Annotated in this window: 11 protein-coding genes; 2 read left to right on the forward strand and 9 right to left on the reverse strand. The window is 58.8% G+C overall.

The window, feature by feature from the left end; all coding sequences use genetic code 11:
- Positions 1-5: 5 nt before the first annotated feature.
- The 3 genes from AB4N53_RS14055 to AB4N53_RS14065 all read right to left on the reverse strand — a co-directional run bounded on the left by AB4N53_RS14055 (position 6) and on the right by AB4N53_RS14065 (position 9,347).
- A complete protein-coding gene (locus tag AB4N53_RS14055; protein WP_460121196.1) occupies positions 6-3,599 on the reverse strand; it encodes a hypothetical protein in 3,594 nt (1,197 codons plus the stop codon).
- Between the two features lie 341 nt (positions 3,600-3,940).
- Entirely contained in the window at positions 3,941-5,362 is a 1,422-nt protein-coding gene (locus AB4N53_RS14060; protein ID WP_460121198.1) for an amino acid permease, read from the reverse strand.
- 1,411 nt (positions 5,363-6,773) lie between these two features.
- Positions 6,774-9,347 carry a hypothetical protein gene (locus AB4N53_RS14065; RefSeq protein WP_460145048.1) on the reverse strand — a complete coding sequence of 858 codons (2,574 nt, stop codon included), beginning with the start codon at positions 9,345-9,347 and terminating at the stop codon, positions 6,774-6,776.
- A 229-nt stretch (positions 9,348-9,576) separates the two neighbouring features.
- Here AB4N53_RS14065 and AB4N53_RS14070 point away from each other — a divergent pair, with 229 nt between their 5' ends.
- A complete protein-coding gene (locus AB4N53_RS14070; protein ID WP_460121202.1) occupies positions 9,577-12,714 on the forward strand; it encodes a biosynthetic peptidoglycan transglycosylase in 3,138 nt (1,045 codons plus the stop codon).
- Between the two features lie 192 nt (positions 12,715-12,906).
- Positions 12,907-18,027, forward strand: coding sequence for a dermonecrotic toxin domain-containing protein (locus tag AB4N53_RS14075; protein ID WP_460121204.1), 5,121 nt, complete (start codon positions 12,907-12,909; stop codon positions 18,025-18,027).
- 56 nt (positions 18,028-18,083) lie between these two features.
- Here AB4N53_RS14075 and AB4N53_RS14080 read toward each other — a convergent pair whose 3' ends face one another.
- The 6 genes from AB4N53_RS14080 to AB4N53_RS14105 form a co-directional block, all read right to left on the reverse strand.
- A complete protein-coding gene (locus AB4N53_RS14080; RefSeq protein ID WP_460121206.1) occupies positions 18,084-19,316 on the reverse strand; it encodes a hypothetical protein in 1,233 nt (410 codons plus the stop codon).
- 19 nt (positions 19,317-19,335) lie between these two features.
- Entirely contained in the window at positions 19,336-19,839 is a 504-nt protein-coding gene (locus AB4N53_RS14085; protein WP_460121208.1) for a CS1 type fimbrial major subunit, read from the reverse strand.
- 33 nt (positions 19,840-19,872) lie between these two features.
- Entirely contained in the window at positions 19,873-20,616 is a 744-nt protein-coding gene (locus tag AB4N53_RS14090; RefSeq protein WP_460121210.1) for a molecular chaperone, read from the reverse strand.
- Between the two features lie 44 nt (positions 20,617-20,660).
- Entirely contained in the window at positions 20,661-21,872 is a 1,212-nt protein-coding gene (locus AB4N53_RS14095) for a hypothetical protein (protein ID WP_460121212.1), read from the reverse strand.
- A 4-nt stretch (positions 21,873-21,876) separates the two neighbouring features.
- Positions 21,877-24,399, reverse strand: coding sequence for a CS1-pili formation C-terminal domain-containing protein (locus tag AB4N53_RS14100; RefSeq protein WP_460121214.1), 2,523 nt, complete (start codon positions 24,397-24,399; stop codon positions 21,877-21,879).
- A 112-nt stretch (positions 24,400-24,511) separates the two neighbouring features.
- Positions 24,512-25,003, reverse strand: coding sequence for a CS1 type fimbrial major subunit (locus AB4N53_RS14105; protein ID WP_460121216.1), 492 nt, complete (start codon positions 25,001-25,003; stop codon positions 24,512-24,514).
- Positions 25,004-25,186: the final 183 nt, after the last annotated feature.

Here is a 25,186-nt window from a genome sequence, read left to right on the forward strand (position 1 = left end):
TTGAATCACGCAGCCACTGCACCGTCCAGGATCGGCACCGGCCGGATTACGGCTTTCACCACGCTAGTGTCGGGGTAAACGCTGACCAGCGTGTCCGGCGACGTGAACCACCCAGGTTTCTGCGAAGAGTATTTGATGATCGTGGCGGCACCTTCGCTGGACTGGAAATACAGCTTCCAGGAACGCGCCGAACGGTCATATTTCATAAACGCGAAACCCAATAGCCGCGAATCAGCCCGACCGTTGGCATCCACCCGCAGACCGTAATCGGGATACTCCAGGGACGTACTGAGCCCCAGGCCATGTTCATTCGTGGCAAGGCCGTTGTACTGCGCCAGCTCCTTCCCCCCTTCGACATGCCTGACCCGCAGGCGACTGGTGTCCATCTGATCGACCACCAGCGAGCAGCCACTGAAGCCGGGCGTGAACAAATGATCAGGCTGCCCAAGACCAGGATGTAAAGGGATATCCACGTAGCCTCCCTGAGCCGCCCAATAACCCAACACTGCGTCTGATCCTTCAGGAATCGTGGCGACTCTGGTGTCATGAATTTTCAGCGCATTGAATTGCGCTCCGGCCGATTTCGCAGGCTGAACGCGCTCCATGACAAAGACAAAACTTGCGCCGCCTTCCTTGTTGACCAGTTCTGAGGCGATCTCGACGCTGTAGTTGACTCGGCCCGGTTGCAACAACTCTGTCGCCACCGGAACCCGGCTCAGCTGTGAGGTCGACAGGGCTTGATGGATGCTGGTGGGCTGCAGCGAATAATGCACCAGCGATGGCTGGCCCCATTCGTATCCCAGATGCGCAATCTGGCTGGCAGGAACGGCTTCGATGGCAGGCTCCCATAAACCGTTGGGCAGCCGCTCACGCGTAAACGCCGAGTCGGAGCGCAGCGGGTTGCCTGAGGTATACACAAGCTGATGAGTGACACTGGTGCTTTCATCGATAAGTACACCCGCCCGCACATCGGCTGCCCCGGTCGCAAGATCGCCCCCGCGCAGCGAAACCGGCTGCCATTGATCCGGCGCAACTTGCCAGAGTCTGGAACCTTGCGCACGACGGGTCGCGGGGTCGACGATGACAACATCCGTCAGATCGCCGTTAAGCGTGAAATCATTGCTGATGCCGTACACCGCTTCCTTGCCGGTTGCATCGATGTTGCGGATAAAAAATCGCTGCCCGTCAGCGCTGCGATAAATACCCTGGGCATTGGCTTGCAGTCCGTTGAGTTCCGCTGGCTTGATGGCGAAGCGCCTGAGGTGGTCATTGCCGAATCCGACCAGTGCGAAGCGGCCAGGCGTGGGCCGGAAATCGCCCGGTGCACCATAAGGCCGATTGCTCAGCGGATTGTAGTGATACCACTGTTCGTTCTTCAGTACGCCGATGCCCTCGACACTGTGCTCGTTTATCTTCCAGGTCCCCAGCAGCGTCGGCCCGTGTTCTTTGCGCAATAGTTGCAATAACTCGCTGGAATCTGCCGCTTTGCGCAGCGCCATGATCTGCCGCAAGCCGTGCTCACCGAGAAATTTGAAGCCATGGCCAAGCAGCCGGATGGCCCCCACGCCCACGTCGCGCAGGGCAACCAACGGATTGAGTTCGGTTATCACCACCGCGCCGATTATTCTCGCGGCCTTGAGGGTCTTGCTGAGCGCTGACGCTGTGGAAACACCAATCCTGGCCAGTTTTCCAGCCACACTTGCACCGGCAGTCACGAAACCCAACACATCGAAAAACAGGTCCACTGCACCGTCGAGATAGTTGCCGTTGATGAAGTGGGTGATCGCCGATTTGAACGGGATCATGTCGACGACAAAATCGATAACCTTCTGCACGGCCGCGTTTTCACGATCTTGCGTCGTCTGGCCCTTGGCTGCGTGCAAAATATCCTCGCTGTCCAGATCCAGATGTTGAACAAACGCCTCAGCGATCAGCTCGGTTCGCTCGCTCGAATAACTGGCGGGTGCTGCTGAGCTGTTTGCGCTTTGAGCCTTAAGCTTTTCGACTGTCGACCGGTCAGCCAGCCTGAAGGGCTCGATGGTGTACTGGATGCTCGGAACAAATGCATCGGTGCGCTCGATCGCTTGCGCTGGATCGTAAGCACGGGTGTGGATAACCCCTTTCTTCAGATCGATTTCGTACAGCTTCGATTCACGGCCCAGGTCAACTTTCACCCTCAGGATGCCGCTTGTGGAGGTGAGGTTTCGGCCGACAAACCCCAGACTCAAACGATAGGTCTTGTACTGGTAAAACGAGACGTGACCATATTCGAGATTTTTTCTGTCCTCCAGCGGCAACTCGGCTATCAAATGCTTGACCAGCAATCGAGAACCTTGCTTGAGGTTGCTGACGGCGTTTTCAAATTGCGCGTTAAAGGCATTTGCCGCGCCAAGTTCCAACGGCGCATTGATCTGCCCAAGCAGCGGCAACAACCGCGGATCACGAGTCGTCCACTGATAGTAGGGAGGCCCTCCCATCATGACGATGTCCAGCAACGAATATTTGCCGTTAAGGGTCGGGTACAAGCCGACCCCGCCCTCAGTGACCACTGCAGGCTGTTGCAGAAGCCGCTCTTCGAAGGGTACATCGCCCTTGAACTGCTTCTTCAGTCGCTCCAGCGCGATGGCCTTGCGACTGGGTAATTCACTGTTCAACAGGATCGAAGCATTAAGGCGATCGGTCAGTTGTTGGTTGAACTGGGTCCTGGCGTTCTCCAGCTCGTCGCGCGGGTAATGCTCGTCGTCGTTCTTGCGCATGAAGCCGTTGATCACGCCCCAGTCTGCGAGCGCGTCAGCATGAACTTGCGGAGCAACTTGCGAGTCGATCAGCGCAGCACTTTCAGCGCTGGCCATGACTTGAGCAAAGGTCATGCAGGCGACTTTTCCGGGCGTGTGAGCCTCGATTGTCCGCGCCGCAACGGTCAGGTTGAACCACGCCGTAGTGCCGTATTTCAAGTTGGCGGGCAACTTTTCGATGAGAAACTCGGGCGCCTTGCGCGCCAGCAACAAGGCGGCTGTCAATCCGGCGAGTTTGCGGCTGCTCAGTCGTCGCTTTATCAGGTGCTCAGCCAGATTGTCAAAAACCGCCGAGGCAGGTTTGCCCCAAAGTTTCTCCCCGGCCAGGTCGAAGCCTGCGACTTTGCCGCGCGACGGCTGATCGATATCGCCCTCGTGCAGGCTCAAATGGATGCCGGCCATTGCGTATTCGCGCGCGCTGACATCCGTGGCGATGCCGTTCAAGCGGGTCTGAATGGCTCGCCCCAGCGCCTGCCCGCGCGCACTGCTGATGAGGTGTGCCAACGCGGAGGGCGGATCACTCAGCGCATCATTTGAAAGTGGCTGGTCAGCGTCCAGGTAGTCCAATACTCCAGCGCCCGTTATCGAAAGCCTGTCGAGGCTGTCCAGATAAACACTGGTGGCGTGCAAGGCTTGTTTTTGTTGCACGGTAGTCAATGGAATTGGCCAGGACAGTGCTCCGGCAAAGTCACCAAAGGCGTGGGGAGTAACTTTTTCGGCTTCCAGAAGGATTGCGACTTGTTCTATCTGATTATTTTCGGATGTCGATACTTCATCGTTAACGTCTACATTGGATTCGGACATATGTTCTTCCGTGACGGGAATAAAATGGAATCCAAAGTAAGCAATAAAAGATCCTGGAACATGAAGCGAGAATGTATTACCAATTAAACAACGCCAACCCGGCAAACCTTAATCAACATACAAATTCACAAAAGTCCCATCTGGCAAATGCCACCAAATAATATATGTGCCGAACAGCAGCTGAATTTATCAGCGATACAACTACACAGAGTCATTGTTCTTCCTCTCGGCAATAGTTCATCGCGTCCGCTTTCAAGGAATCAACCGTAATTGCCGGAAACGTAAAAACAAAAAGCCCCGATCTCTCGATCAAGGCTTCGTTTTGTTTGCGCAGTTACGGCTCAAGAAACCGAGCGTACCGAGCCTTGCGACACTTGCGTCGGCTGCAACTTGAACACGTAAAACAACACCGTCAGCAGCACCAGAAACGCTGGCCCGACATACAGCGCCACGCGGGTATCCGGGAAGTACGCCATCAGGCCGACCACCAACACCAGAAACGCCAGTGCGAAGTACGAGCTGACCGGGTACAGCCACATCTTGTACTTGAGGCCGGCACGTTCGCTGGCGCTCAGGCCTTTGCGGAATTTCAGTTGCGCCAGCAGGATCATCACCCAGGTCCAGATCGCGCCGAAGGTGGCGATCGAGGTGACCCAGACGAAGACTTTTTCCGGCACCAGATAGTTGAGCATTACGCCCAGCAGCAACACCGCAATCGACAGCAACAGCGCCCGGCGCGGCACGCCGTTGTTCGACGTCTTGGCGAAACCGGCCGGAGCCTGGCCGTTCTGCGCCAGGCTGTAGAGCATGCGCCCGGTGCTGAAGATGCCGCCGTTGCATGACGACAGCGCTGCGGTGATGACCACGAAGTTGATGATGCCGGCGGCGGTCTTGATGCCCAGACGCTCGAAGGTCATCACGAACGGGCTGCCCTGGGTGCCTATTTCGTTCCACGGGTAGATCGACAGGATCACGAACAGCGCGCCGACGTAGAACAGCAGGATCCGCCAGAACACCGAGCCGATCGCGTCTGGAATGGTCTTTTGCGGGTTCTTCGCCTCACCAGCGGTCAGGCCGATCATCTCGACACCGAGGTAGGCGAACATGACCATCTGCAGCGACATCAGCACACCGGTCACGCCGTTGGGCATGAAACCGCCGTGGGCCCAGAGATTGGAAATCCCCAGCGCCACGCCGTCATTGCCGAAACCGAAGGCGATGATGCCGACGCCGCCGATGACCATCGCAATGATCGTGACGATCTTGATCAGGGCGAACCAGAATTCGAATTCGCCGAAGGCTTTCACCGCGATCAGGTTGATCGACCCCATGCTGATCAGCGCCGCCAGGGCCCAGATCCAGCGCGGCACATCGGGAAACCAGATGCCCATGTACACGGCGACGGCGGTGATTTCCGCGACGCAGGTCACCAGCCACAGGAACCAGTAGTTCCAGCCGGTGAGGAAGCCGGCCAGCGGACCGAGATAATCCTGCGCGTAGCGGCTGAACGAACCGGCCACCGGGTTGTGCACGGCCATCTCACCGAGCGCGCGCATGATCACCAGGATCGCCAGACCGCCAAGAATGTAAGACAGCATGATTGCCGGGCCGGCCATTTCGATCGCCTTGGCCGAACCGAGAAACAGACCGACGCCGATACAGGCACCGAGCGCCATCAGGCGGATATGCCGTTCGCCGAGTTCACGTTTGAGCGGACCACCCGAAGCGGTGTCGCCGTACGGCTGAGGATTGCCAACTGGCATAGGGGTACAACCTCGTCTTGTTATTGGATATGACCACCGGGTTTCGAAGCGTCGGCCGATAGGCCTTGGCTGGGCAGGAAACCGCGTCGGCTTCGTGGGCAGACGCGTCTTGCAGGGCGGGCCTGAAAGATCAGCGGGGCGTGCAGTATAAAAACCTTGTCGCAGGTCTTTTCACTCTATAAATCACAAGATTCAGGGGGAGTTTTCGCGAATATGCCAATTGACCGAGGTGATCAACTGGCAACTGTAGGAAAAGTCGCCACTAAAACATCGCGGCGAGTATTGCACATGGAGGGTGAAGCGTCACATCAGCCAGCCGACGCTCCGGGTATGACGAGCACGGGTCTGGTCACGACTTTGCAGACTTTTGCAGTGGAGCAGACTCTCATGAGCGTGTCCGGCCGCCGTCCCCACCAGGTGGAGGTGACCGACGAATGCCGGGCAACGTTCGCGACACCTTGGATGGACTGGAAATGAAGCTTCCATGCCCGCTCCGTGCGGTCATATCTCATGAAGGCGAACCCCGTGAGGATCGCGTCTGCCTGGCCTTTGTCGTCAATGCGCAATCCATAGTCATGAAACTCCATGGCCGTGCTCATTCCCCAGCCATGTTCCTCGCTGGCCAGACCGTTGTACTGAGCAAGTTCCTTTGATCCCTCGACGTGTCTGACTCGCAAGCGATTGGCGTCCAATTGATCGGCCACCAATGCACAGCCCGAGAAGTCTGGCGTGAACAGATGATCCGGTTGGTCCGTTGTGGGGTGAGCCGGTATATCGACATAGCCGCCCTGAGGCGCCCAGTAGGCGCTCACTGCATTAGCGTTCTTGGGCAGTCCTTCGACCTTGGGGTCATGGATTCTCAGTGCATTTATTTCAGCGGCGAGCGGATCCGCAGGCTTGATGCGCTCCATGACGAAGAAGAAATCCCCGCCGCCCTCCTTTCGTTTAAGCTGCGCAAGGATTTCGGCGGTGTAATTGGCTCTTGTCGGCTCCGTCAAGCTCATCGTCACCGCTACCCGGCTAAGTTCCGGCGTCGTCAGTCCCTGATGAATGCTGGTGCGCTGGAACGTATAAGGCACATACGATATCTCGCCTAAATCGCCGGAAAGGTGCGCCACTTGTCGACTGGTTATGGATTCGATAACGGGTTCCCACAAGCCATTGGTCAGTTGCGCACGGGTGAACCCCGAGCCGGCACTCAGTGGATTGGTCGACGTATGCACGAGACGGGTTGCGGCGCTGGCCGTTTCATCGACAACGGCGCCAACGGGGTAATCCGCCACATGCGAAGAGAGGTTGCCGCCGCGCAGCGACAGGGGCTGCCACTGGTCCGGCGCCACTTGCCGAAGCCTGCCGCCTTGGGCGCGATTGGTCACGCGGTCGACAATAACCACATCGGTGATATCGCCGGTCAGCTTGAAATCATTTCTGATCCCGAAGATCGACTCTTTGCCGGTTGCATCAATGTTGCGGATATAAAAGTGCTCGCCGTCGGCACTTCGAAAAATACCTCGGGCATTGGCTTCAAGTCCGTCAATGCTCGACGATTTGACGGCAAGGTGGCCCAATTCGGCGTTGGAAAAGCCCCCGTTCCGGATGGCCGGAACTCACTCGCTGGGCCATACAGCCTACGGGTCTCCTTATTGTATCGATACCATTTGCCATCCTTGAGCACACCCACGCCTTCAAGGCTGTCTGCGCCGACTTTGAAACTGCCGATGGCGGCTGGACCGTACTTTTTATTGAGACCCAGCAAAAGGCTGTAATCCGGCGCAGCACCCAGCAGTCTGTTGAAATGCTGCACACCCGACACGCCCAGGTATCGGATGCCTTTACCCAATAGTTGCGCGCCTGCCACGATCGGGCTGAGCGGATTGAGCTCGCTTAATACGAGCATACCGATGATTTTTGCGGCCTTGAGTGCCTTGCTGATGGCCGATGCTGTCCTGGCCACCACTTGCGCCAACTTCGCCGCAGCACTCACACCGGCCGTGACAAAACCCAGCACATCGAGAAACAGATCGATCGCACCGTCTATGTATTTACCATCGATGAAATTGCTGATAGCCGATTTGAAAGGGATCAGGTTGAGCAGAAAGTCCACCCGAGAGTTCAGCACTGCGAGTTCGCTGTCATACGTCGTCTGGCCTCTGGCAGCATTGAGAATGTCCTCGCTGTCGTAGTCCAGATGTTTGACGAAAACCTCGGCAATGGCGTGCGTTCTTTCACTGGAATAGCTGACAGGCACTGCTACCGTTCCCGCCTGAGTAGATTGCAGCTCAAACTTTGCGGCGAGGCTCTTGTCCGCCACAGGGAAAATGGTTGTGGCATAGATGAGGCTGGGAACATGCACGTCGTATCGTTCGGTTTCTGTGGCGGGGTCGGAATCCTTTCTGCTGATCGAACCTGCGGCGAGATCAAGGGAATAAACGATCACTTTCTTATCGGCACCCCGTTCGACTCTCAGCTTCAACCTGCTACTTGTTGATTCAAGATTCCTGCCCCAGAAAGTAGTGCTCAGTCGGTACGTCTTTTTTTGATAAAAAGTGATCTTGCCGTATTCGAGGTTTTCCCTGTCTTCAAGCGGCAACCCGGATATCAAATGTTGAATCTTTAGTCGCGCCCCCTCCTTGAGATTGTCCAGCGTGGCCTTGAACTGATTATTGAACTTGGTGCGTACTCGCAGATCCAGCTCATTGATTTCGTAAATACGATACTTCAGCTGCGAATCACTGGTTTTCCACTGCCAGGAACCATCCATCATCGCTACATCCAACAGCGAATACATGCCGACAGGTCCCACGATTTCCGCAGGGACAGGTGCAACGTAGACCAGCAATTTTGCCGAACTGTCCCACTCAAGCACCCGTTTCTCGATCGGGTAGTCCTTGCCAAACTGTTCTTCGAGCCCGGCCAGCGCGATTTCCTTGCGACTTGGAAAGGTACTGTTGAGCAGGCTGGAGACGTTCAGCCGGTCGACCAGCCGCGCATCAAAGCTGGCTTTCAATGCATCGAGTTGCGCTTGGGTGTAGGTTGCGTCCGCTTGCCTTGGCACCAGACCGTGGACCACGCCCCAATCGATCAGCGTGACGGTCTGCGCGTGCCGGGTAACGTCTGGATAAACCAGTGCTGCACTTTGAGCGCCGAGCATGACTTGGGCAAAGCTCATGTTGGCGACCTTGCCGGGCGATTGCGCTTCGATGATCGATGCGGCAACGGCAAGGTTGAACCAGGCCGGGCCACCATACCCGACATCGTCAGGGATATTTTTGATGAGGAACACGGCAGCGTGCCTGGCCAGTAGTGCATAGGCACCCAGGCCGGCTACTTCGGCCGCGCAGCGACGCTGTTGTATCAGGTGTTCACGCAACTGGTCGGCAATGCTTGAAATCGGTCGGCCCCAATGCTGAGGGCTGGCCAGATCGAAGCCTGCAACACTGTTGCGTTGAGTCTGTTCGGTGGAGGGCGGATCAAGATCGAGCTGTAAGGCCGCCAACGCATATTCATTGATGCTGACGTCAGTGGAAATACCCTTCAAGTGCGTTTGCACCGCCAGTCCCAATGCCTGCCCTTCGGCACTGGCAACAAGTGCAACCAGGGCCTGAGCCGGGTCGGCCAATGTTTCTACTGTCAGTGGGTGGGCTGTATGTAGATAATCCAGCGTTCGTTGCCCGGCGGCCCATTTATCTCCTCTACTCGCTTTAAAGATCGCCGTTGCATTCAACACGGCAGATTGTTGAGTGGTATTCAAAGGTATCGGCCAGGACAGGGCGCCACCAAAATCACCCAGGACGTGCGGGATGATTTGTTCAGATTCGGGTTTATCTGAAACAACTTCTTGTGCATCGTCAGTGGATAACAAAACTGCATTGGACATAAACCGATTCGCCTGCATCACTGAAACTTCCTTGATTAATAACGAGGCAAAAGTAAACAACAAAACCAACGCATTCAAAAACCAATAAGCGTAACCGGCTATATGCATTACCAAACAATATCAACATCCACTTACAGCTCGCAAAACCAGTACTCAACAAACTTTCATACTTTCCTCGGTTCGGTTCTTTTCAAATAAAAACGCCTGACTGGTGAGACTCGGCATTCGCAGACCCATTTTCGGACCGGCGTTCGTCACACAATTCCCTTCACCATCGCCCACCACCGTCTAAGCTTCAGACAAGTCCGATCAATCTGCGTGAATGGATCAGTCGACTATGGGCGCTTTGTGGCAAACCGATTCGAGTAAAACCGTGGTTCAGACTGAACGTGTGAATGAAGCGCCTGTCCCTGAAAAACCCCGCCGCAGCCGGCACGGGTGGAAGGCTTTCTGGTTGTTGCTGGTGATCATCGCGGTCGTGGTGGGACTCGCCGCGTCCAAGGAAATGCGCACCTCGCGCTTTCAGGCGCGGGAGCTGAGCCAGTACGCCGCCTCGCTGACCTACAAGCTTGAACCCGGCCCCAGCGAAGCGATCCACTACCCGGGCAACGGCCCGTTCGATCTGCGCCTGGGTTACAGCTCTCTGGACGAATTTCTGCCGCGCCTGCTCAAGCGCAATTATGTGATCACCGAGCAGACGCGGTTCTCCCCTGCCCTGCTCGGTTACACCGACAAAGGCCTGTTCGTGCCGTATTCGGAAAAGATTCAGGCCGGGTTGTCGATCACCGACTGCCGAGGCGCGCCGCTGTATCGCTACAACTATCCACAGCAACTGTATGCCGACTTCGCGGCGATACCGCCGGTGGTGGTCAGCAGCCTGCTGTTCATCGAAAACCGCTTTCTTCTCGACCCGAAACAGCCACTGGCCAACCCGGCGGTGGACTGGCCGCGCTTCGGCATGGCTGCGTGGTCGCAAGTGGCGAAGTTGCTGCATCTGCCCGGGCAATCGGCCGGCGGCAGCACACTGGCGACGCAACTGGAAAAGTATCGCCATTCGCCTGACGGCCTGACCGTGTCGGGCGCCGAGAAGATCCGTCAGATGATTTCCGCCAGCGTGCGCGCCTATCAGGACGGCCCAGAGACTCTCGGTTCGCGGCAGAACATCGTGCGCGACTACCTCAACAGCGTGCCGCTCTCGGCGGTACCCGGCCATGGTGAAGTACACGGCATGGCCGAAGGCTTGCGCGTCTGGTACGGCAGTGATTTCAACAAGGCCAACGAGCAACTGAACAGCCCGAAGACCGACCCGCAGACCATGGCCGCCAAAGGTCTGGCCCTGCGCGAAATGCTCTCGCTGATGATCGCCCAGCGCCGTCCTTCGCATTATCTGACCAAGGGCCGCGAGGAACTGGCCAACCTCACCGACAGCCACCTGCGCCTGCTCAAGCAGAACGGCGTGATCGACAGCGCTCTGGCCGACGCCGCGCTGGCGAGCACCGTGTCATACCGCGACTGGCAGACTCAGCCAACGATGCAGCCGATCGAAACCAACAAAGGCATCAGCGTCGCCCGCAGTCGTCTGGCGAGCATGCTCAACCGGCCGCTGTACGACCTCGATCGCCTCGATCTGTCGGCCACCAGCACCCTGCAAGGCGACCTGCAAACCCAGACCACCGCCTACCTGAAAAAACTCGCCGACCCGGCCTACGCCGCCGAAATCGGCCTGCTCGGCGAACGCCTGCTCACGCCGACCAGCACCACGCAAGTACGCTACAGCTTCACCCTCTTCGAGCTGACCCCGGACGGCTCGCGGGTGCGTGTGCAGACCGACAGCACCGATCAGCCGTTCGACATCAACGAAGGCAGCAAGCTCGAACTCGGCTCGACGGCGAAAATGCGTGTGCTGACCACCTACCTGCAGATCATTGCCGAGCTGCACGACAAGTACGGCGCGATGAGCGTGGCGGAACTGAAAAAAGTCGAAGTGCCCGATCAGGACCGCCTCAGCCGCTGGGTGATCGACTACCTGGTCCAGAACAAGGATCACGACCTGTCGAAGCTGCTCGGCGCCGCGCTCGATCGCAAATATTCAGCGAGCCCGGGCGAGGCGTTTTTTACCGGCGGTGGGCTGCACGCCTTTCATAACTTTCGCAAAGAGGACAACGGTCGCCTGCCGACCCTGCGCGATTCGCTGCGCGAGTCGATCAACCTGCCGTTCATTCGGCTGATGCGCGACATCGTCCGCTACACCACCTACTCAGGCCCCAACGCCGAATTGCTCAAGGATGATCGCGACCCGCGCCGTCAGGAATATCTGGCCAGTTTTGCCGACCGCGAAGGCACCTCGTTCCTGCTCAAGTTCTGGAAGAAGTACAAGAACAAGGATACCCAGGCGCGTCTCGAGACCTTCCTCGACAGCATGCGCCCGACGCCGATCCGCATGGCGGCGGTGCATCGCTATCTGCTGCCGGAGGCCAGTCAGGAAGACTTCAACCGCTTCGTACGCTCGCACCTCAAGGGCACCAAGCTCAACGAAAAACTCACCGACGACCGTCTGATCCGCCTCTACGATTCCTATGGCCCTGGCAGTTACGATTTGCCTGACCAAGGCTTCATCGCCAAGGTCCATCCGCTGGATCTGTGGATGATGGGTTATCTGCTGCATCACCCGGAAGCGACCTTCAGCGAGATCGTCAAGGCCAGCCATTTCGAGCGTCAGGAAGTCTACAGCTGGCTGTTCAAGAGCCGGCACAAAGGCGCGCGCGACAGTCGCATTCGGACCATGCTGGAGATCGAAGCATTTCTCGAGATTCATCAGCGTTGGCAGAAAGTCGGCTACCCGTTCGATCACCTGGTGCCGTCACTGGCCACGGCTATCGGCAGCTCCGGCGACCGCCCCGCCGCACTCGCCGAATTGATCGGCACCATCCTCAATGACGGCGTGCGCATGCCGACCCTGCGCATCGACAGCCTGCATTTCGCCGCCGGTACACCCTATGAAACGAAACTGCTCAACGACCCGCACGTCGGCAAGCGGGTGATGCCGGTGGAAGTAGCCAGAGCCATGCGCGAAGCGCTGTCGCAGGTGGTCGACGCCGGTACGGCGAAACGTGTTTCCGGCAGTTTCAAACTGCCCGATGGCACGCCACTGGCCATGGGTGGCAAAACCGGTACCGGCGACAACCGCATTGCCGCGATCGGTTCGGGCGGGCGGATCATCAGTTCGAAGTCGATCAATCGCACCGCGACGTTCGTGTTCTACATCGGCGATCACCATTTCGGCACCCTTACCGCGTTCGTCCCGGGGCGCTCGGCGGAGAACTTCAAGTTCACTTCGGCCCTGCCCACACAGGTGCTCAAGGGCATGGCGCCGATTCTCACGCCGTATCTGCAGCCGGGCAGCGACTCGCAATGTCACTCCGCGCAAAACAATGATGTGGCGCTGGTCGACCACGATCAGCGCAGCTTGAGGTAACAAGGCGTGTCGGGCTTGTCGCCTTCAGGGTGAAGTTTTTTCACCTTCACTGGTGGTATTCCTGCATTTTTCCGATTCGAATTTTCGTCCGGTTACGGCAGCGGAATGGCGTTTGCCTCCCGTTCTTTGAACTTTTGTTTTGCCCCGTCGTGGGTAGGCTGATCATTCCTCAAACAATCAAGGATGATTGCCATGCCCGTCTCCTCCCTGCCTGATGACAATACGGACCAAGGTCGGCACTACGAATTCATCAAGTCCGCCGTCAGCACTCCTTTCAAAACCGCCACCGTCAGCCGCGCCGAGGCGCTGGCTGCCACCCCCTTCAACATCGAGTCGTGGTACCAGATGGCGCCAGCCAGGGATCAGCAACGGCTTGCCGCCGCCAATCTCAAAGCCTGGGGGTCGCAGAACACGGTGGATCATCTGTTGACGAAACTCGATCTGTATGCCTTCGCCGAACCGCTGCTCAAAGCAAAAATAAATGCCCTGTACGGGATCGAGCCCGACGTCAAAGCCACCTGGTTACGCCTGTACATTCCGGCAGCCACTCCCTGGTATGCGCTTGATATCTCGGCTGGCGTGGTCACGCGTACGGTGTCGCTGCTCGACGCCGCGTTGCATAACTTCGCCAGCACTGAAATTGCCGGACCGGACTCCGAGTACATCAGCCAGCCTGATGCGCGTGGTCTGTTCGATGTCGTGCCGATCCGCAACAAAATGTCCATTCAACAATTCCAGACGTTGTGTCGCGAGCTGGACCTGGGCGCGCAGTACAAAAAGCACCTCGACAGTTTTTTGCTTTCAGGCGAACCGCTGGTCGAAGGGTTGCTGCGCTACCAAGTGACGCAAAGCCAGAAAGACGCCCTCGCCGTCGCGGCGCATCTGGCGTTGATCAAGGGCGATATCCACGACGATGCACACAGAAAGGTGCTGCGCCTGAGCACCGGTAAATCCCCGCTGAAAAACACCGAGCGGCCAGTTCGCTGGTACGAGCTGTCGCTGCTCGACCAGCGACTGACCGGCATCATGCTGTTGCCACACGGTGCCAGTGACGCTTCCGGGGCACGATCGGTAATCGCCTACGTGCCGCACGATCCCGATCACCCGCTCAAGCAATACGACTCGGTTGAGGCATTTGGCAGCGAACTGACCCGGCAACTGCGTGAAGACCGCTTATGCGCCGCGACCCGCCAGACGTACCGCCAGTTCTTCAGTCGATTCATCGACCATCAACAGCGCGGCCATTTCTTCGCCGAGCTGGAGGAGCGTCTGTTTATCACTCGATATCACGCGTCCGATGACCCGACCGATCAACGCCCGAAATGGCGCAAGGACCCGGTGGACAGCCCCGATCTGCGGCTCGCGGACACCCGCCTGCACGGTGATTACTGGGGATATGCCTATCAGCGCAAGCTCGACAAGATCGTCAACGACGCCCGGGAGATTGCCGTTTCCACCGCCGACACCGACAGCCAGGCACGCTGGGCCTGGTGGGCCAACTTCAAGAAGATCGTCTCGGATATTTTCAACGTCGCGCTGCTGGTTGCCACACCGTTCGTGCCCGGCCTCGGCGAGCTGATGCTGGCCTACACCGCGTATCAATTGACCCGCGAGGTGGTCGAAGGCGTCGTCGATCTGGTCCACGGCCAGCAAATCGAAGCGGCCGAGCACATCATCGGCGTAGTCACCAGCGTCATCCAGCTGGCGGCATTCGGTGCCGGTGCGCAGATCGGCAGTGCCTTCAAACTCAAGCTGTCGCCGTTGGTGGAGGGTATGAAGCCGGTGAAGCTGCCCGATGGCAAAGCCTCGTTATGGCATCCAGATCTTGGCCCTTACGAGCAAAAAGACCTGCAACTGGCCGCTTCATCGAAACCCGACGCGCATGGCCTGCATCAGGTGGGCGATCACACCGTTCTGCCGCTGGAGGGCAAACTCTACAGCGTTGAAAAAGCCTTCAGTCATCAGCGCGCGAACGTGCATCGCATCAGGCATCCGCAGCGCGCCAACGCGTATAAACCGATCCTCGACCACAACGCGCAGGGCGCCTGGCGGCACGAGGCCGAGAACCCTCTCGACTGGCACCACAGCGCGCTGATGCCGCGTCTGGGCCACAGCGTCGAGCGGTTTTCCGCCATCGAGCTGGAACAGATCCGCGCCAGCAGCGGCACCGGCCACGATGAACTGCGCGCCATGCACAACAGCAGCAGCGCGCCGCCGCCCTTGCTGGCCGATACGTTCAAGCGCTTCACCGCTCAAGCGGACGCGCGCACCGCCAGCGCCGACATTCGCGCCGGACGCCCACTCAAAGCGCCGGCCGACTGGTTCGAACCGATTACCACCGGCTTGCCGGGCTGGCCGGGTCGGCGCGCAATCAAAGTCATCTACGAGCACGTCGAAGGTCATTCGCGCCAATACGGCGACCCCTCTGCTGCCGATGCCGACACCCTGACCATCACTCAGGCCGAGCTCAATGCCGGCCGCTTGCCCGAACGCCTCAACGACTTTCTCACCGACGCCGAAATGCGCACGCTGCTCAAACGTGACGTGCCCGCCATCGCTCGGCCACAGGCGCTGCGCGACTTGCTCGCCGAGGCCGTAGACAAAAGCCGCAGCGATATTGCCAAGCGTTTCTATCAAGCCGCCGAGCGACCGCGCAAACGCAAGGTCCGTATCGTCAGGCAGCGCTTCCCCGAGTTGCCGCTGCCCTTGGCGGAAAAGCTGCTGGCCGATGCCAGCCCTGGCGAGCTGCAGCGCATCAACGATGAGAACCGCTTGCCGCTGCGCCTGAAACATCAAGCGCGGGAACTGGATTTCGAAGCCTCGGCCAGCCGCGCTTATGACGGTTTCTACCGCGACCACTCATTGACCGAGGCAACCGAGCAGCTGTCACTCGGGGCGCTGCGGCTCTACTCCGATACCTTCGCCGACCTGTTGATCGAAGTGCGTGATGGCAGCTATGACGGGCCACTGCGCTGCAGCGCCGGCCCACAGGACGCCAGCACGGTCAGACGCCTGGTCCGCGATGAACGCGGGCGCTACGAAGTGCTCGACGCCAACAACCACACGCTGCATGGCGCCGATGATTTCTACGAATCGATTCTGCACGCGATGCCGGATGAAACTCTGACCAAAATAGGCTACAGGCGCGGCCAGGGTCGTCCGCTCAGACTGTGGCTGATGGAGCTCGCGGCGCCGCCCGCCGTGCGCCGCACGGCGTTGGCCGAGCCACCGATCAGTCCGGCGGTGACGATCGAAACCGAATCACTGGTGCGTGGTTGGCCGCGTATGTTCCGGCGCTCGACACCCGAGGAAAGAGTCAAGGATCTGTATCCGAAAATGACCCCACGGGAAGTCACCGCATTCATCGAGGTGCTGGCAAGCAAGGGTGAACCGGTCAATGCCATCGCGCAGCTTGAAAACGACCGTACGCAATTGCACAGCGAACTGCAGCGCTGGCGTGAAAGCTATCCCGCCGGGGTGGATGACAATGGCGAACCGGTTTACGGCGCGTCGGCGGATTTCATGCGTAACGGCGGATGGCATATCGAGGGGCGGCTGATCGAATGTTTCGATCGTCAGGGGGAATTTTTCGGCGAGCGCAGCGTGCATCCCGATCAAGGCTATACGCTGGATCTGTCTTCCGATATTTCGCGTCTGGATCTCGAGCGCTGGTGGCTCGACCTGGGCAGACGTGCGGGGATGAAAAAATATTTCGATCGCATCACTGCCCTGAGACTTGACCGCGCGCGACTGTCGTCGGCCCCCAACGCGCTGCTCAGCCATATGCCCAATCTGCGGCGACTGAGCGCCCGCCAGTGCGAATTGACGCAAGTGCCCTCGGTCACCGGGCTGCTGGGCCAACTGGAGGAGCTGGATCTGGCCGACAACAGGATCAGCCTGACGCCTGAATCCAGTCGCCAACTAGGCGGTCTCAAACAGCTGCGCACCCTCAACTTCAATGGCAATCCTCTGGTCGTGCCCCCCGATGTCAGCGCAATGGCTGATTTGACCGAACTGCACCTGGCCAACACGCAGATTGAGACCTGGCCCGAAGGGCTGTTCGCGGTCGACGCCGCAGCCAGACCAAGGCCGCGCGGTTTCATGCTGGATATGCGCGGCGCGCCGATCAATAGCTTGCCCGAGGTCACCGCCGGTTCAGACCAGGCCTATATCCTGAGTCGTGCCCGGCTCAACACGTCGCGATTGTCGATCGCCGATCGCCAGCGATACGACAGTTATCGCCAGTCCACGGGGTTCAGGCCGGTGCAGGATTATTCGGCAGCCGCCGCAAACGAGCTCGACCACTGGACGCAGCTGCCCACCGAGTCCAGCGATTTGAGCCCATCCACTTCGCTCTCCAAGTACCGCGAAGAGTCGTGGCATGACCTGATGAATGAACCCGACTCCGCCGGTTTTTTCAGCGTGATCCGCAAGCAGCGCGAGAGTGCCGATTACCGCAACGAGCAGGGCCGCCGACGGTTGACCCGGCGAGTCTGGGAAATGGTCGATGCCGTTGCGGTCGATTCGAAGTTGCGCGAAACGCTGTTCAGGCAGATTGTCTCGCCCGAAGATTGCGGCGATCTCGGCGCACAATTGTTCAATTCGCTGGGCATCAAGGTGCTGGTGTCCAAAGCCTATGCCGAGTCGCCTTCACCCGCGATCCTTGAGCGCAGTCTGGTGCGCCTGGCGCGCGGGGCGACGCGTCTGAACCGCGTCGCCGAGGAAGCCGCATTCGAGTGCAAGACCCAGGAGACACTCAACAAAAGCGACCCGAGCATCCCAGCGCCAGATGAAGTCGAAGTGCACATGGCCTTCGAGACCGGCCTGGCTGAACCCCTCGAATTACCCTGGCAGGCCGAAGGCATGCTGTACCGCCCCCGCTCGGGCGTGACGCAAGCGAAACTCGACGCCGCCTACAAGACGATTAGCGAAGGGGAAGCAGGCGATGGTCTGGTCAACGGCATGCTCGCGCTGGGCTCGGATAACTTCTGGGAGGATCATTTACTCAAGACGTACCCGGAGGAGTACACAGCGAATAATCAGACCTACGATCGCAAGGGCGAGCAACTCGATGAACTGAAGGCGGCCAAAGCTGAATGGGCCAGGCCGACCGCGCAAACCGACATGCATAAACTGACCCGGCGGATCGAGGCCCTCGCGCAGGAACTGGATATTCCGGCCGACAGCGACCTGTTCGACGACGCCCCCCTGAGCGAGGAACGCTATAAAGCGCTGTATGACAACATCGCCTACAAGCGCCAGGAACTGTCCCGGCGCCTGACCCGCGAGGCGATGACCAGAGCCGGCCTCTGAGAATTCCCTGACCACACTCGGCCAACACCGCGATCGGGTTGGCCGATTTCCACAGGTCAGCCCGCTTCGGAATCCCAGATCACCGTGATGTTGCCCTTGTAGGGTTTGTCGCCAGCGTTATCGATGAGCCAGTTGGTGTATCGCTCGGCGACTTCAAAGTGCAAGGTTCCGGACTTGCCTTCCACGTAGGCTGCGGGCTTAAACGGCGCGGTCGGCGTGCGGCGCAGAGGCATTTTTCGAACTGCTCCCCCGCTGCTGTCGGTCAGTCCGCTGGGCAGGCTGACGCTGACGTTGACCCCGCCGGCGAAGCCCGTCTGGGGGTTCATGATGCCGCAGCCATCACCAAATCCGAGATCATGTTCGCATTCGATTTTCATGCTGAATTTCGACGAGGCGGAGATATTGAAGGTCTGGTCACGGTACAGCCGCGTCGGCCGTCGCCCGCTCTCCAGCCAGCCGTGCCAGCCGCCCTGAGGTTCCAGCGAAACATGGTTACCGCCGGGCGGAATATCGACTTTCAACGCGTGTTGCACGTCGAGGACGAAATCCAGCGTCAGCTCTGTAACGTCAGGGATCATGTACATGCCCATGTCGAAATCAGCGCCAGGTCCCAGATTGTAAGACAGTGAGCCGACGTAACGGCCGGTCGACATTGTCAAAGGATTGGGTGTGATCAGCTCGTAAGCGATATCCAGGGTATCGAAATGCATCCACCTGATATGCGCAGGGAACGCCACTCTCTTGCCACAGAAGCCTTCCTTGACCGTTTTCCAGAAAAAGCGGAAGTAGTCGGCGCCGTATTCTCCGACGCCGCTGTACATACAAGGAACGGGGATTCCCTGCACCCAGTTACCTGTGCGCCACAATCTGCTATGGCCTTCAAGGGCGGTGCTGCCGCCTGCTATCTGGGTCGCCGGACTGTCCAGCACATAGCGCGAACCAACGCCGCTTATACGGACTTCCACGGTTTCCGTGTGCTGAGTATCCGGATTGGTGACTGTCAGCCGTCGCCCGTTGGCCGGCGCCCTGACTCCAACCGTGTCATTGGCGCCGATGAAAGTGTTGGAAGTAAACCGGATAGGCAACTGGATACTGAACATACCGTTTGCAGCACATTCGGCGGGGTATGACTGGCAATAACCACTGTTCGGCGTCTGGTTGATGAACGCATTCTTGTTCGGCCTGGAGGGGTCAGGCTGGAATAATGCGCGAATTTCCTTATTGAGCGCCTGCACCTCGGAAACGCCCGAGCACAGTAGCAGCCCGATCGCCAGGATAGTCTTGTTCATGCTCATACTCGTCCGAGGCTCACGATTCGGCGTTTGCACCAGGCGTAGCGGCGCTGAACATCAGCAGCACATTGCCGCTGTAGTCACCGGATCGATAGCCTCCGGCCGGTTCGATCGGTTCGATTTTCAGCGCAACACGTTTGCCAGTGGCGGCTTCTTCCCTGGAAACCACTTGTCGCGCAATGGCATGTGAACTCAGTTCGACGTCGTTGAAGGTCACGCGCAATTCGATGATCTCTCCCGGCCGGCCGTTTTCCAGATAAGGGTCGAGCAGCAAACGGGCCTCGATCGCACTGCTGTCATGGTGCACATCGAAGTTTTTCTCCACCTTGCCCAACGTTGCAGTGGGGTAATCCCAATTCAGGCGCTGGGGCCGGTGAATCCAGTCCGGCTCCGCCGGGATGACGTAAAAAGGTCGGCTGGGGATGGTCAGCGACACTTCGAACGTGTGCTCCTCCCGCGCGCCCCAGGCCTCGGTGCCGGCAACCGCCAGCAGCACGAGGGCGATGCATTGCTTGATCATGTCGAGTACCCGATGCGTCAGTGGTAAAACGTGTCAGTGGCTGGCGATTTTCAGGGCCTTTTTGTCGGCGCCCTCAATCAGGAAAAAGCGGTATTCGCGGCCTTTCTCCTTGTCGAAGGCGAACGTCTTGCCGGCCAGCAGATGGTGTTTGGTGGTCGCACCGCAGTCGCTTTCCTTGCTCAGCGAACAGCTCTTGAATTCGTCGACGATGACCACCGTGTTGCCGTTGTTGCGCAGTTCATAGCGCGTGTCGGTTTCATTAATCGCCGTGTCGAAACGTGCATTTTTTGGGCGCACGAAGAAGATCGTGCCGAACCCGGTCATCACGTTGACTCCCGCCGAGAGCGATTTTTTGTAGTCATCGCGTTCTTCATTGGTGACGACGAAATCGTCTTCCTGCTCCGGCACGACGGGCACGAACCGCACGCGGAAATAGCGCTCGCGATCCCGTTCGCCCATGTACAGCAGGCGCGTGCCCTGCATGCCTTGCGCCGGTACGATCAGCCGCGCCGGGCTGGCCATCAGGCCATTGCGCGAGGCGCCGTCGGCGGCATTGACCACGGCAATTTCCTTGGACGTTCCATCCGCCTCGTAAACGATCTCCAGCACGTTGACCTTGACGAACGCCGTGGCGTCACCGCTGTTGAATACCCGTTTGAGGTAGGTACTTTTATCGGCATCCAGGTAGTCGTATACCGTGCCCACATTGATCTGCGGCCCGGCCTGCGCCGTCAGGCAGAACACGCTGAGCAGGCTCAGCAGCAATCCTCGGTTCATCGTTTTCAACTCCACGAATTTGGCAAATGTCCTGACTGCAGCGCTCATACGTCCGAATCCCAGATGATGGTCACGTTGCCGCGCAACCTGCCGCTGGCACCGGGTCTGAGCAGGAAGTCGATCGCAAAAGGCGTCATGTCGAAATGCAAGGTGCCGGGCTTGCGATCGATGTACAGGCCTGGCTGGAAAGGCCCGGCCCATTGGTTGAAGCTCAATGAAAGGCGGTTGACTGGCGCGCCCGAGGCGGTAATACCGGGCGGCAAACTCATGAAGACCAGAACTTCAGTGCTGTTGCCCTCCGGATTGCCCAGTTTGCAGACGTTTCCGCCATAGGAATTGCACAGCAACATGACCTTGAAGCGCGACGACGCCGAGATGTAGAACAACTGATCGCGAAAGATCCGCGTCGGCTTGCGCCCGCTTTCCACCCACCGCGCCCAGCCGCCTTCGGGTTCGAGGGTCACGTTGTTGCCGCCCGGTGGCAGGTCGACTTTGAGGGTGTGCTGGACGTCGAGGACGAAGTCGAGCGTGAGCGCGCTGTCATCGGGCTGCATCATCGCGCCCAGATCGAAATCACCGCCGGGGCCCATGGTGTAGGAGATTGAACCGGTATACAGACCGCTCGACATACCCAGGGGATTGGGAGTCTTCAGCTCATATGAAAAATCGAGCGTCTCGTAGTACATCGAAGGAATGCGAAACGCTGCGGTCTTGGTGCAGAACGCTTCCAACGGTGTCTTCCAGAAAAAGCGATAAGACTCGGGCCCGTAACTGGCCACGCCGCTCCCTTCGCAAGGTGCCGGGGCGTATAGCCAGCCACTGCCGGAGGTCCAGAGAATGTCGTGGCCCGTCGGCGCCTCGACGCCCGTGAGGTCCTGGACCTTATTACTCAGGACGAATCGGGAGCCGATGCCGGTAATGCGTACTTCGACGATTTCCGACTCCTGGGTTTCCTGGTTGATCACCGTCAGCCGTCGCCAGTCCGCCGGGGCCTTCAAGGAAACGTTGTCACCGGCCAGGATCGGGCGATTGGAGTCGTAACGAACCGGCAACTCGATGCTGAACATTTTGTCGGAATCACATTTGTCCGGAAAATTCAGGCAATAACCACTGTTGGGTGTCTGATTGACGAACAGATTCTTGCTCGGCTGTGCAGGATCGGGTTGAAACAACGCACGGATTTCCTGATTGATCGCCTGCGCGGCAGGCATGGCCAATGCCAGCGTAAAACCAAGGCCCATCGTGATCTTCTTCATGCGTTCAACCCGCCTTCTGTTCGGTCAAGGACACATCGGCCAAGGTGTCCGGCGTGCAACGCAGATCACCGATCATCAAGACGTTGTTTTCGCTGCGATGGTCGGCCTCGTTGAGACGGAACTGACACAGCAACTGATTGCCCTGACGTACTTCCAGGGTCGGTGAGCCGGCGTTCATTTCCATCGAGAAGAACCCGTCGACTTCGGTCACGCCACGGCTGGCGTGGTTGATCACGTGATGGCCCTTGAGCGGCTGGCCGCGACCGTCAACCAGACGGCCGAGCACGGTCAGGGTTTTCATCACGCGGATCTGACGGTACTCGACGCCGCCCTTGTTCAAGTGATAACGGGTGCGCGCCGGCTCAATGGTGGCGGCCGGCACGGCGTTGCCTTCGAAATCGAAACTCACAGAGCTGTTCTGATACGCCGTGATCGGAATGAAATTGCGCCCCGGCTTCAACGCAGCACCGCCGCCGCTGAAGTCGTCGGCGCGCAGGACGATGTCCTCGATGTCGGACTCGACATCGACAATCATCCCGGCACCGCGCACTTCGCTCTGGCTGGTCAGGAGCATCTTCTCGCCGCCCACCACCAGCGTGCTGTCGAGGTTGAGCCCGCCAGTGAAGTTGCCGTTGTAGGAGGAACGCTGGACAAAAGCGTCGCCGCTGAGCGCATCGGTGCGGAAATTGGTCAGGCTGGACATGCCCAGGCCGTAAGTGTCGGTGAGCGCCGTCACCGAGACGCTTTGCAACACGTGGTCCTTGAAGTCTCTGCGCCAGCCGAGCGAGGCATTGTTGTCGCGTTTGCCATCACGGGCGGTGCGCGAGCCAATGCTGCCGGTGAGCTGCTGGCCAGGTGCGCCAAGGGCCAGATTGATGCTCAGGTCAACACCGCGATTGCGCGCATCGCCGCTGCTGAAAGTGCCCGGCCGATCGAACAGCGACAGGCGCCAGCTGGCATCGCTGCCCAGCAGCACGGTGCGCTGGGTCCAGCCCAGATCCACGCCCATGCCTTCGACATTGCCCTCGCTGTGCGACAGGCGCGCATTCACCGAACTCTTGCTGCTCAGGCGATGGTTGAGTGCCAGCGAGGAGTTGCTGGTCTGGCCGACGAACACATTGCGCGGCCGCACACGGGTGCCATCGGGGAGCGTGTCATAGGTATACGTCGTGTCGAGCCAGCTGCGGTTGTGGCTGACAACGATACTGCCGGCGCCGTAGTTATAGAGGCTCTGCAGATCCAGACCGGTGCCGTAATCCTCAGTCTTGTAGACGTTGGCGTACATCGTGATGTGATTGGCCAGCGTCCAGTCGATGGACGTGCCGTATTGCAGTTTTTCGCGGATCTGCCGTGCCGAAGCGCCGACAATCACCCGTGGGTGCAGCAGGTAATTGACGGACGCGCCAGCGGTAGGACTGCCGCTCGACTGTGTGTCCCAGTTGCTGAGCAATTTGCTCTCTTCGCCGGCAAACACGTTGTAGCGCCAGCGTTCGTCGAGGTTGCGCCAGTTGTTGGGCTTGTACACCAACTCCTGAGTCGTCGAAGTGATCTGGCCGTCTTCGATCAGGCGCACTTCCACCTCATAGATACCGCCGGGTAGCGGGCGGGTATCGAGGGTCTGCAGGCCGGCCGGTATCGATTGCGTATTGATCAGCAAACCGTCGCGCCAGATCTCCACCGAACCCTGCCGGTTGGCGGTGACGTAGATCGGGTAAACGCTGGGCATCGGACTGTTGATTGCCAGGCTGTCGGAGCTGCCGTACATGATACCGACCGCCGTATCGGGACTGGTGCCGAACGTACGCGGCTGGCGCGTCAGTCCTTCGGAATTGGGGGTGAAATAGCCCAGGCGAAAGAAACTGCCTTGCAGTTCGCGCTGGGTGTGCAGCTCATGTACCGCGTGATAAAGCTTGTCGTCGGGGCCGCCGAGACGGGCCATTTGCAGATTGAGCGTCTGGCTCCAGTTGCCGAGGCTGGCGCTGGCCTCCAGACCGAAGCGTCCGCCGAGGTCCTGGTCCTGACCACCGTTGAGGTTGAGCTGATTGCGCACCATCAGGCCGCTACTGCCACCGCTCGGTAGCTCGTAATAACGTTTGGCCTCGACATCGCGTTCGGCATCTTGCGTGGCGATCGAAACCAATGAGTTTTCCAGGTTGTAATGCACCGCCAGAAAACCATCCGGGCAAGATCCCGTGCATGCGCCCAGGGGCACGCCGGGCTTGAGAAAGCTCGCCCATTTCTCCCGCTCCTGAGGACCGAAGCGGTTTTCGCTGGTGTCGGTGAATTCGAGAAGGGTGATGCGATCATCGCGCGACAGCACCACCATGGCTTCGCCAAGCGGCTGTTGGTCGACCTCGACCCGCACCGCCAGCGGCACATCAAAGAAATGCTCCTCGAAATCCGCGGGCAAGCCTTTGGCCTGGGCCAGCAGACTGCGTGGCGTCGTACCGGCGGCGCTGGCGGCCATGGCTGTGCTGGCACACAACAACAGCGCAAGCGCAGCCGCGATGGGTGTCATCGGGAACATGAACTTGTACTCTGATTGACTGACAATGAAAGTCCGTCGGGGCATACATGACTGTCTGCCCCGGCGGTTGACGCCACTCGTGAAAAGCGAGCGTATTGAGCTGATCAGTTGATCAGTTGCCGCCCACCGGTGGCACGGCGTCAAAGATCATGGCCACGGAACCGGTGTAATCACCCGGCTGGAAGTTGCTGCCCTTGGCGGAGATTTTCAGCGGTGCGCGATAGTTGACGTCGGACTCTGATTCACCAACGACCATTTGCGGGGTCAGGGTCAGTTCCTTGTTGTTGAGCATCACTTGCAGGTCGATCGAAGTGTTGCCGGCAACCAGTTTCGGCTGGCTTTCGAGGCTGGCGTGTACCGAACCGTTGTTGTTGCGCACGTCGAAGAAACCATTGACTTCGGCCATCTTGCCGGTGGTCGGCTGGTAGCTCATGTCCTGGTCCTTGTTGACCAGATCCGGATCGGTTGGCACCACGTAGAAGCCGTTGGTTGGCACGTGAGCGACGAGGCTGATGGAGTGCGACGCTTCGCCGGCAGCGAAGGCACCGGTGGAGGTCATTGCCAGAAGAGCCAGTGGTGCAGCGATTGCGAATTTCTTGAACATCGTTCAGTACCTGTTTGCTTTATATAAGGGGGTTGTCATTAAAAGTTCATGAACCCTTTGCTTATCGAGCACCGGAGCAACTTGAACTTTCAACGGTGGGCATCATCGGCTGTTGTCTCTGGAATGTAAGCAGGCAACTTCCGACAAGCGCGTAGTTAAACAACCACGCACCCCGCCAGAAAA

This window comes from Pseudomonas sp. H3_E04 (genome assembly GCF_054668915.1).

Excerpts from the sequence above, each read along its gene's own strand:
- AB4N53_RS14065 (WP_460145048.1), bottom strand. The coding sequence starts at position 9,347 with ATGCATATAGCCGGTTACGCTTATTGGTTTTTGAATGCGTTGGTTTTG.
- AB4N53_RS14105 (WP_460121216.1), bottom strand. The coding sequence starts at position 25,003 with ATGTTCAAGAAATTCGCAATCGCTGCACCACTGGCTCTTCTGGCAATG.
- AB4N53_RS14095 (WP_460121212.1), bottom strand. The coding sequence starts at position 21,872 with ATGAAGAAGATCACGATGGGCCTTGGTTTTACGCTGGCATTGGCCATG.
- AB4N53_RS14060 (WP_460121198.1), bottom strand. The coding sequence starts at position 5,362 with ATGCCAGTTGGCAATCCTCAGCCGTACGGCGACACCGCTTCGGGTGGT.
- AB4N53_RS14085 (WP_460121208.1), bottom strand. The coding sequence starts at position 19,839 with ATGATCAAGCAATGCATCGCCCTCGTGCTGCTGGCGGTTGCCGGCACC.
- AB4N53_RS14055 (WP_460121196.1), bottom strand. The coding sequence starts at position 3,599 with ATGTCCGAATCCAATGTAGACGTTAACGATGAAGTATCGACATCCGAA.
- AB4N53_RS14080 (WP_460121206.1), bottom strand. The coding sequence starts at position 19,316 with ATGAACAAGACTATCCTGGCGATCGGGCTGCTACTGTGCTCGGGCGTT.
- AB4N53_RS14070 (WP_460121202.1), top strand. The coding sequence starts at position 9,577 with ATGGGCGCTTTGTGGCAAACCGATTCGAGTAAAACCGTGGTTCAGACT.
- AB4N53_RS14100 (WP_460121214.1), bottom strand. The coding sequence starts at position 24,399 with ATGTTCCCGATGACACCCATCGCGGCTGCGCTTGCGCTGTTGTTGTGT.
- AB4N53_RS14090 (WP_460121210.1), bottom strand. The coding sequence starts at position 20,616 with ATGAACCGAGGATTGCTGCTGAGCCTGCTCAGCGTGTTCTGCCTGACG.
- AB4N53_RS14075 (WP_460121204.1), top strand. The coding sequence starts at position 12,907 with ATGCCCGTCTCCTCCCTGCCTGATGACAATACGGACCAAGGTCGGCAC.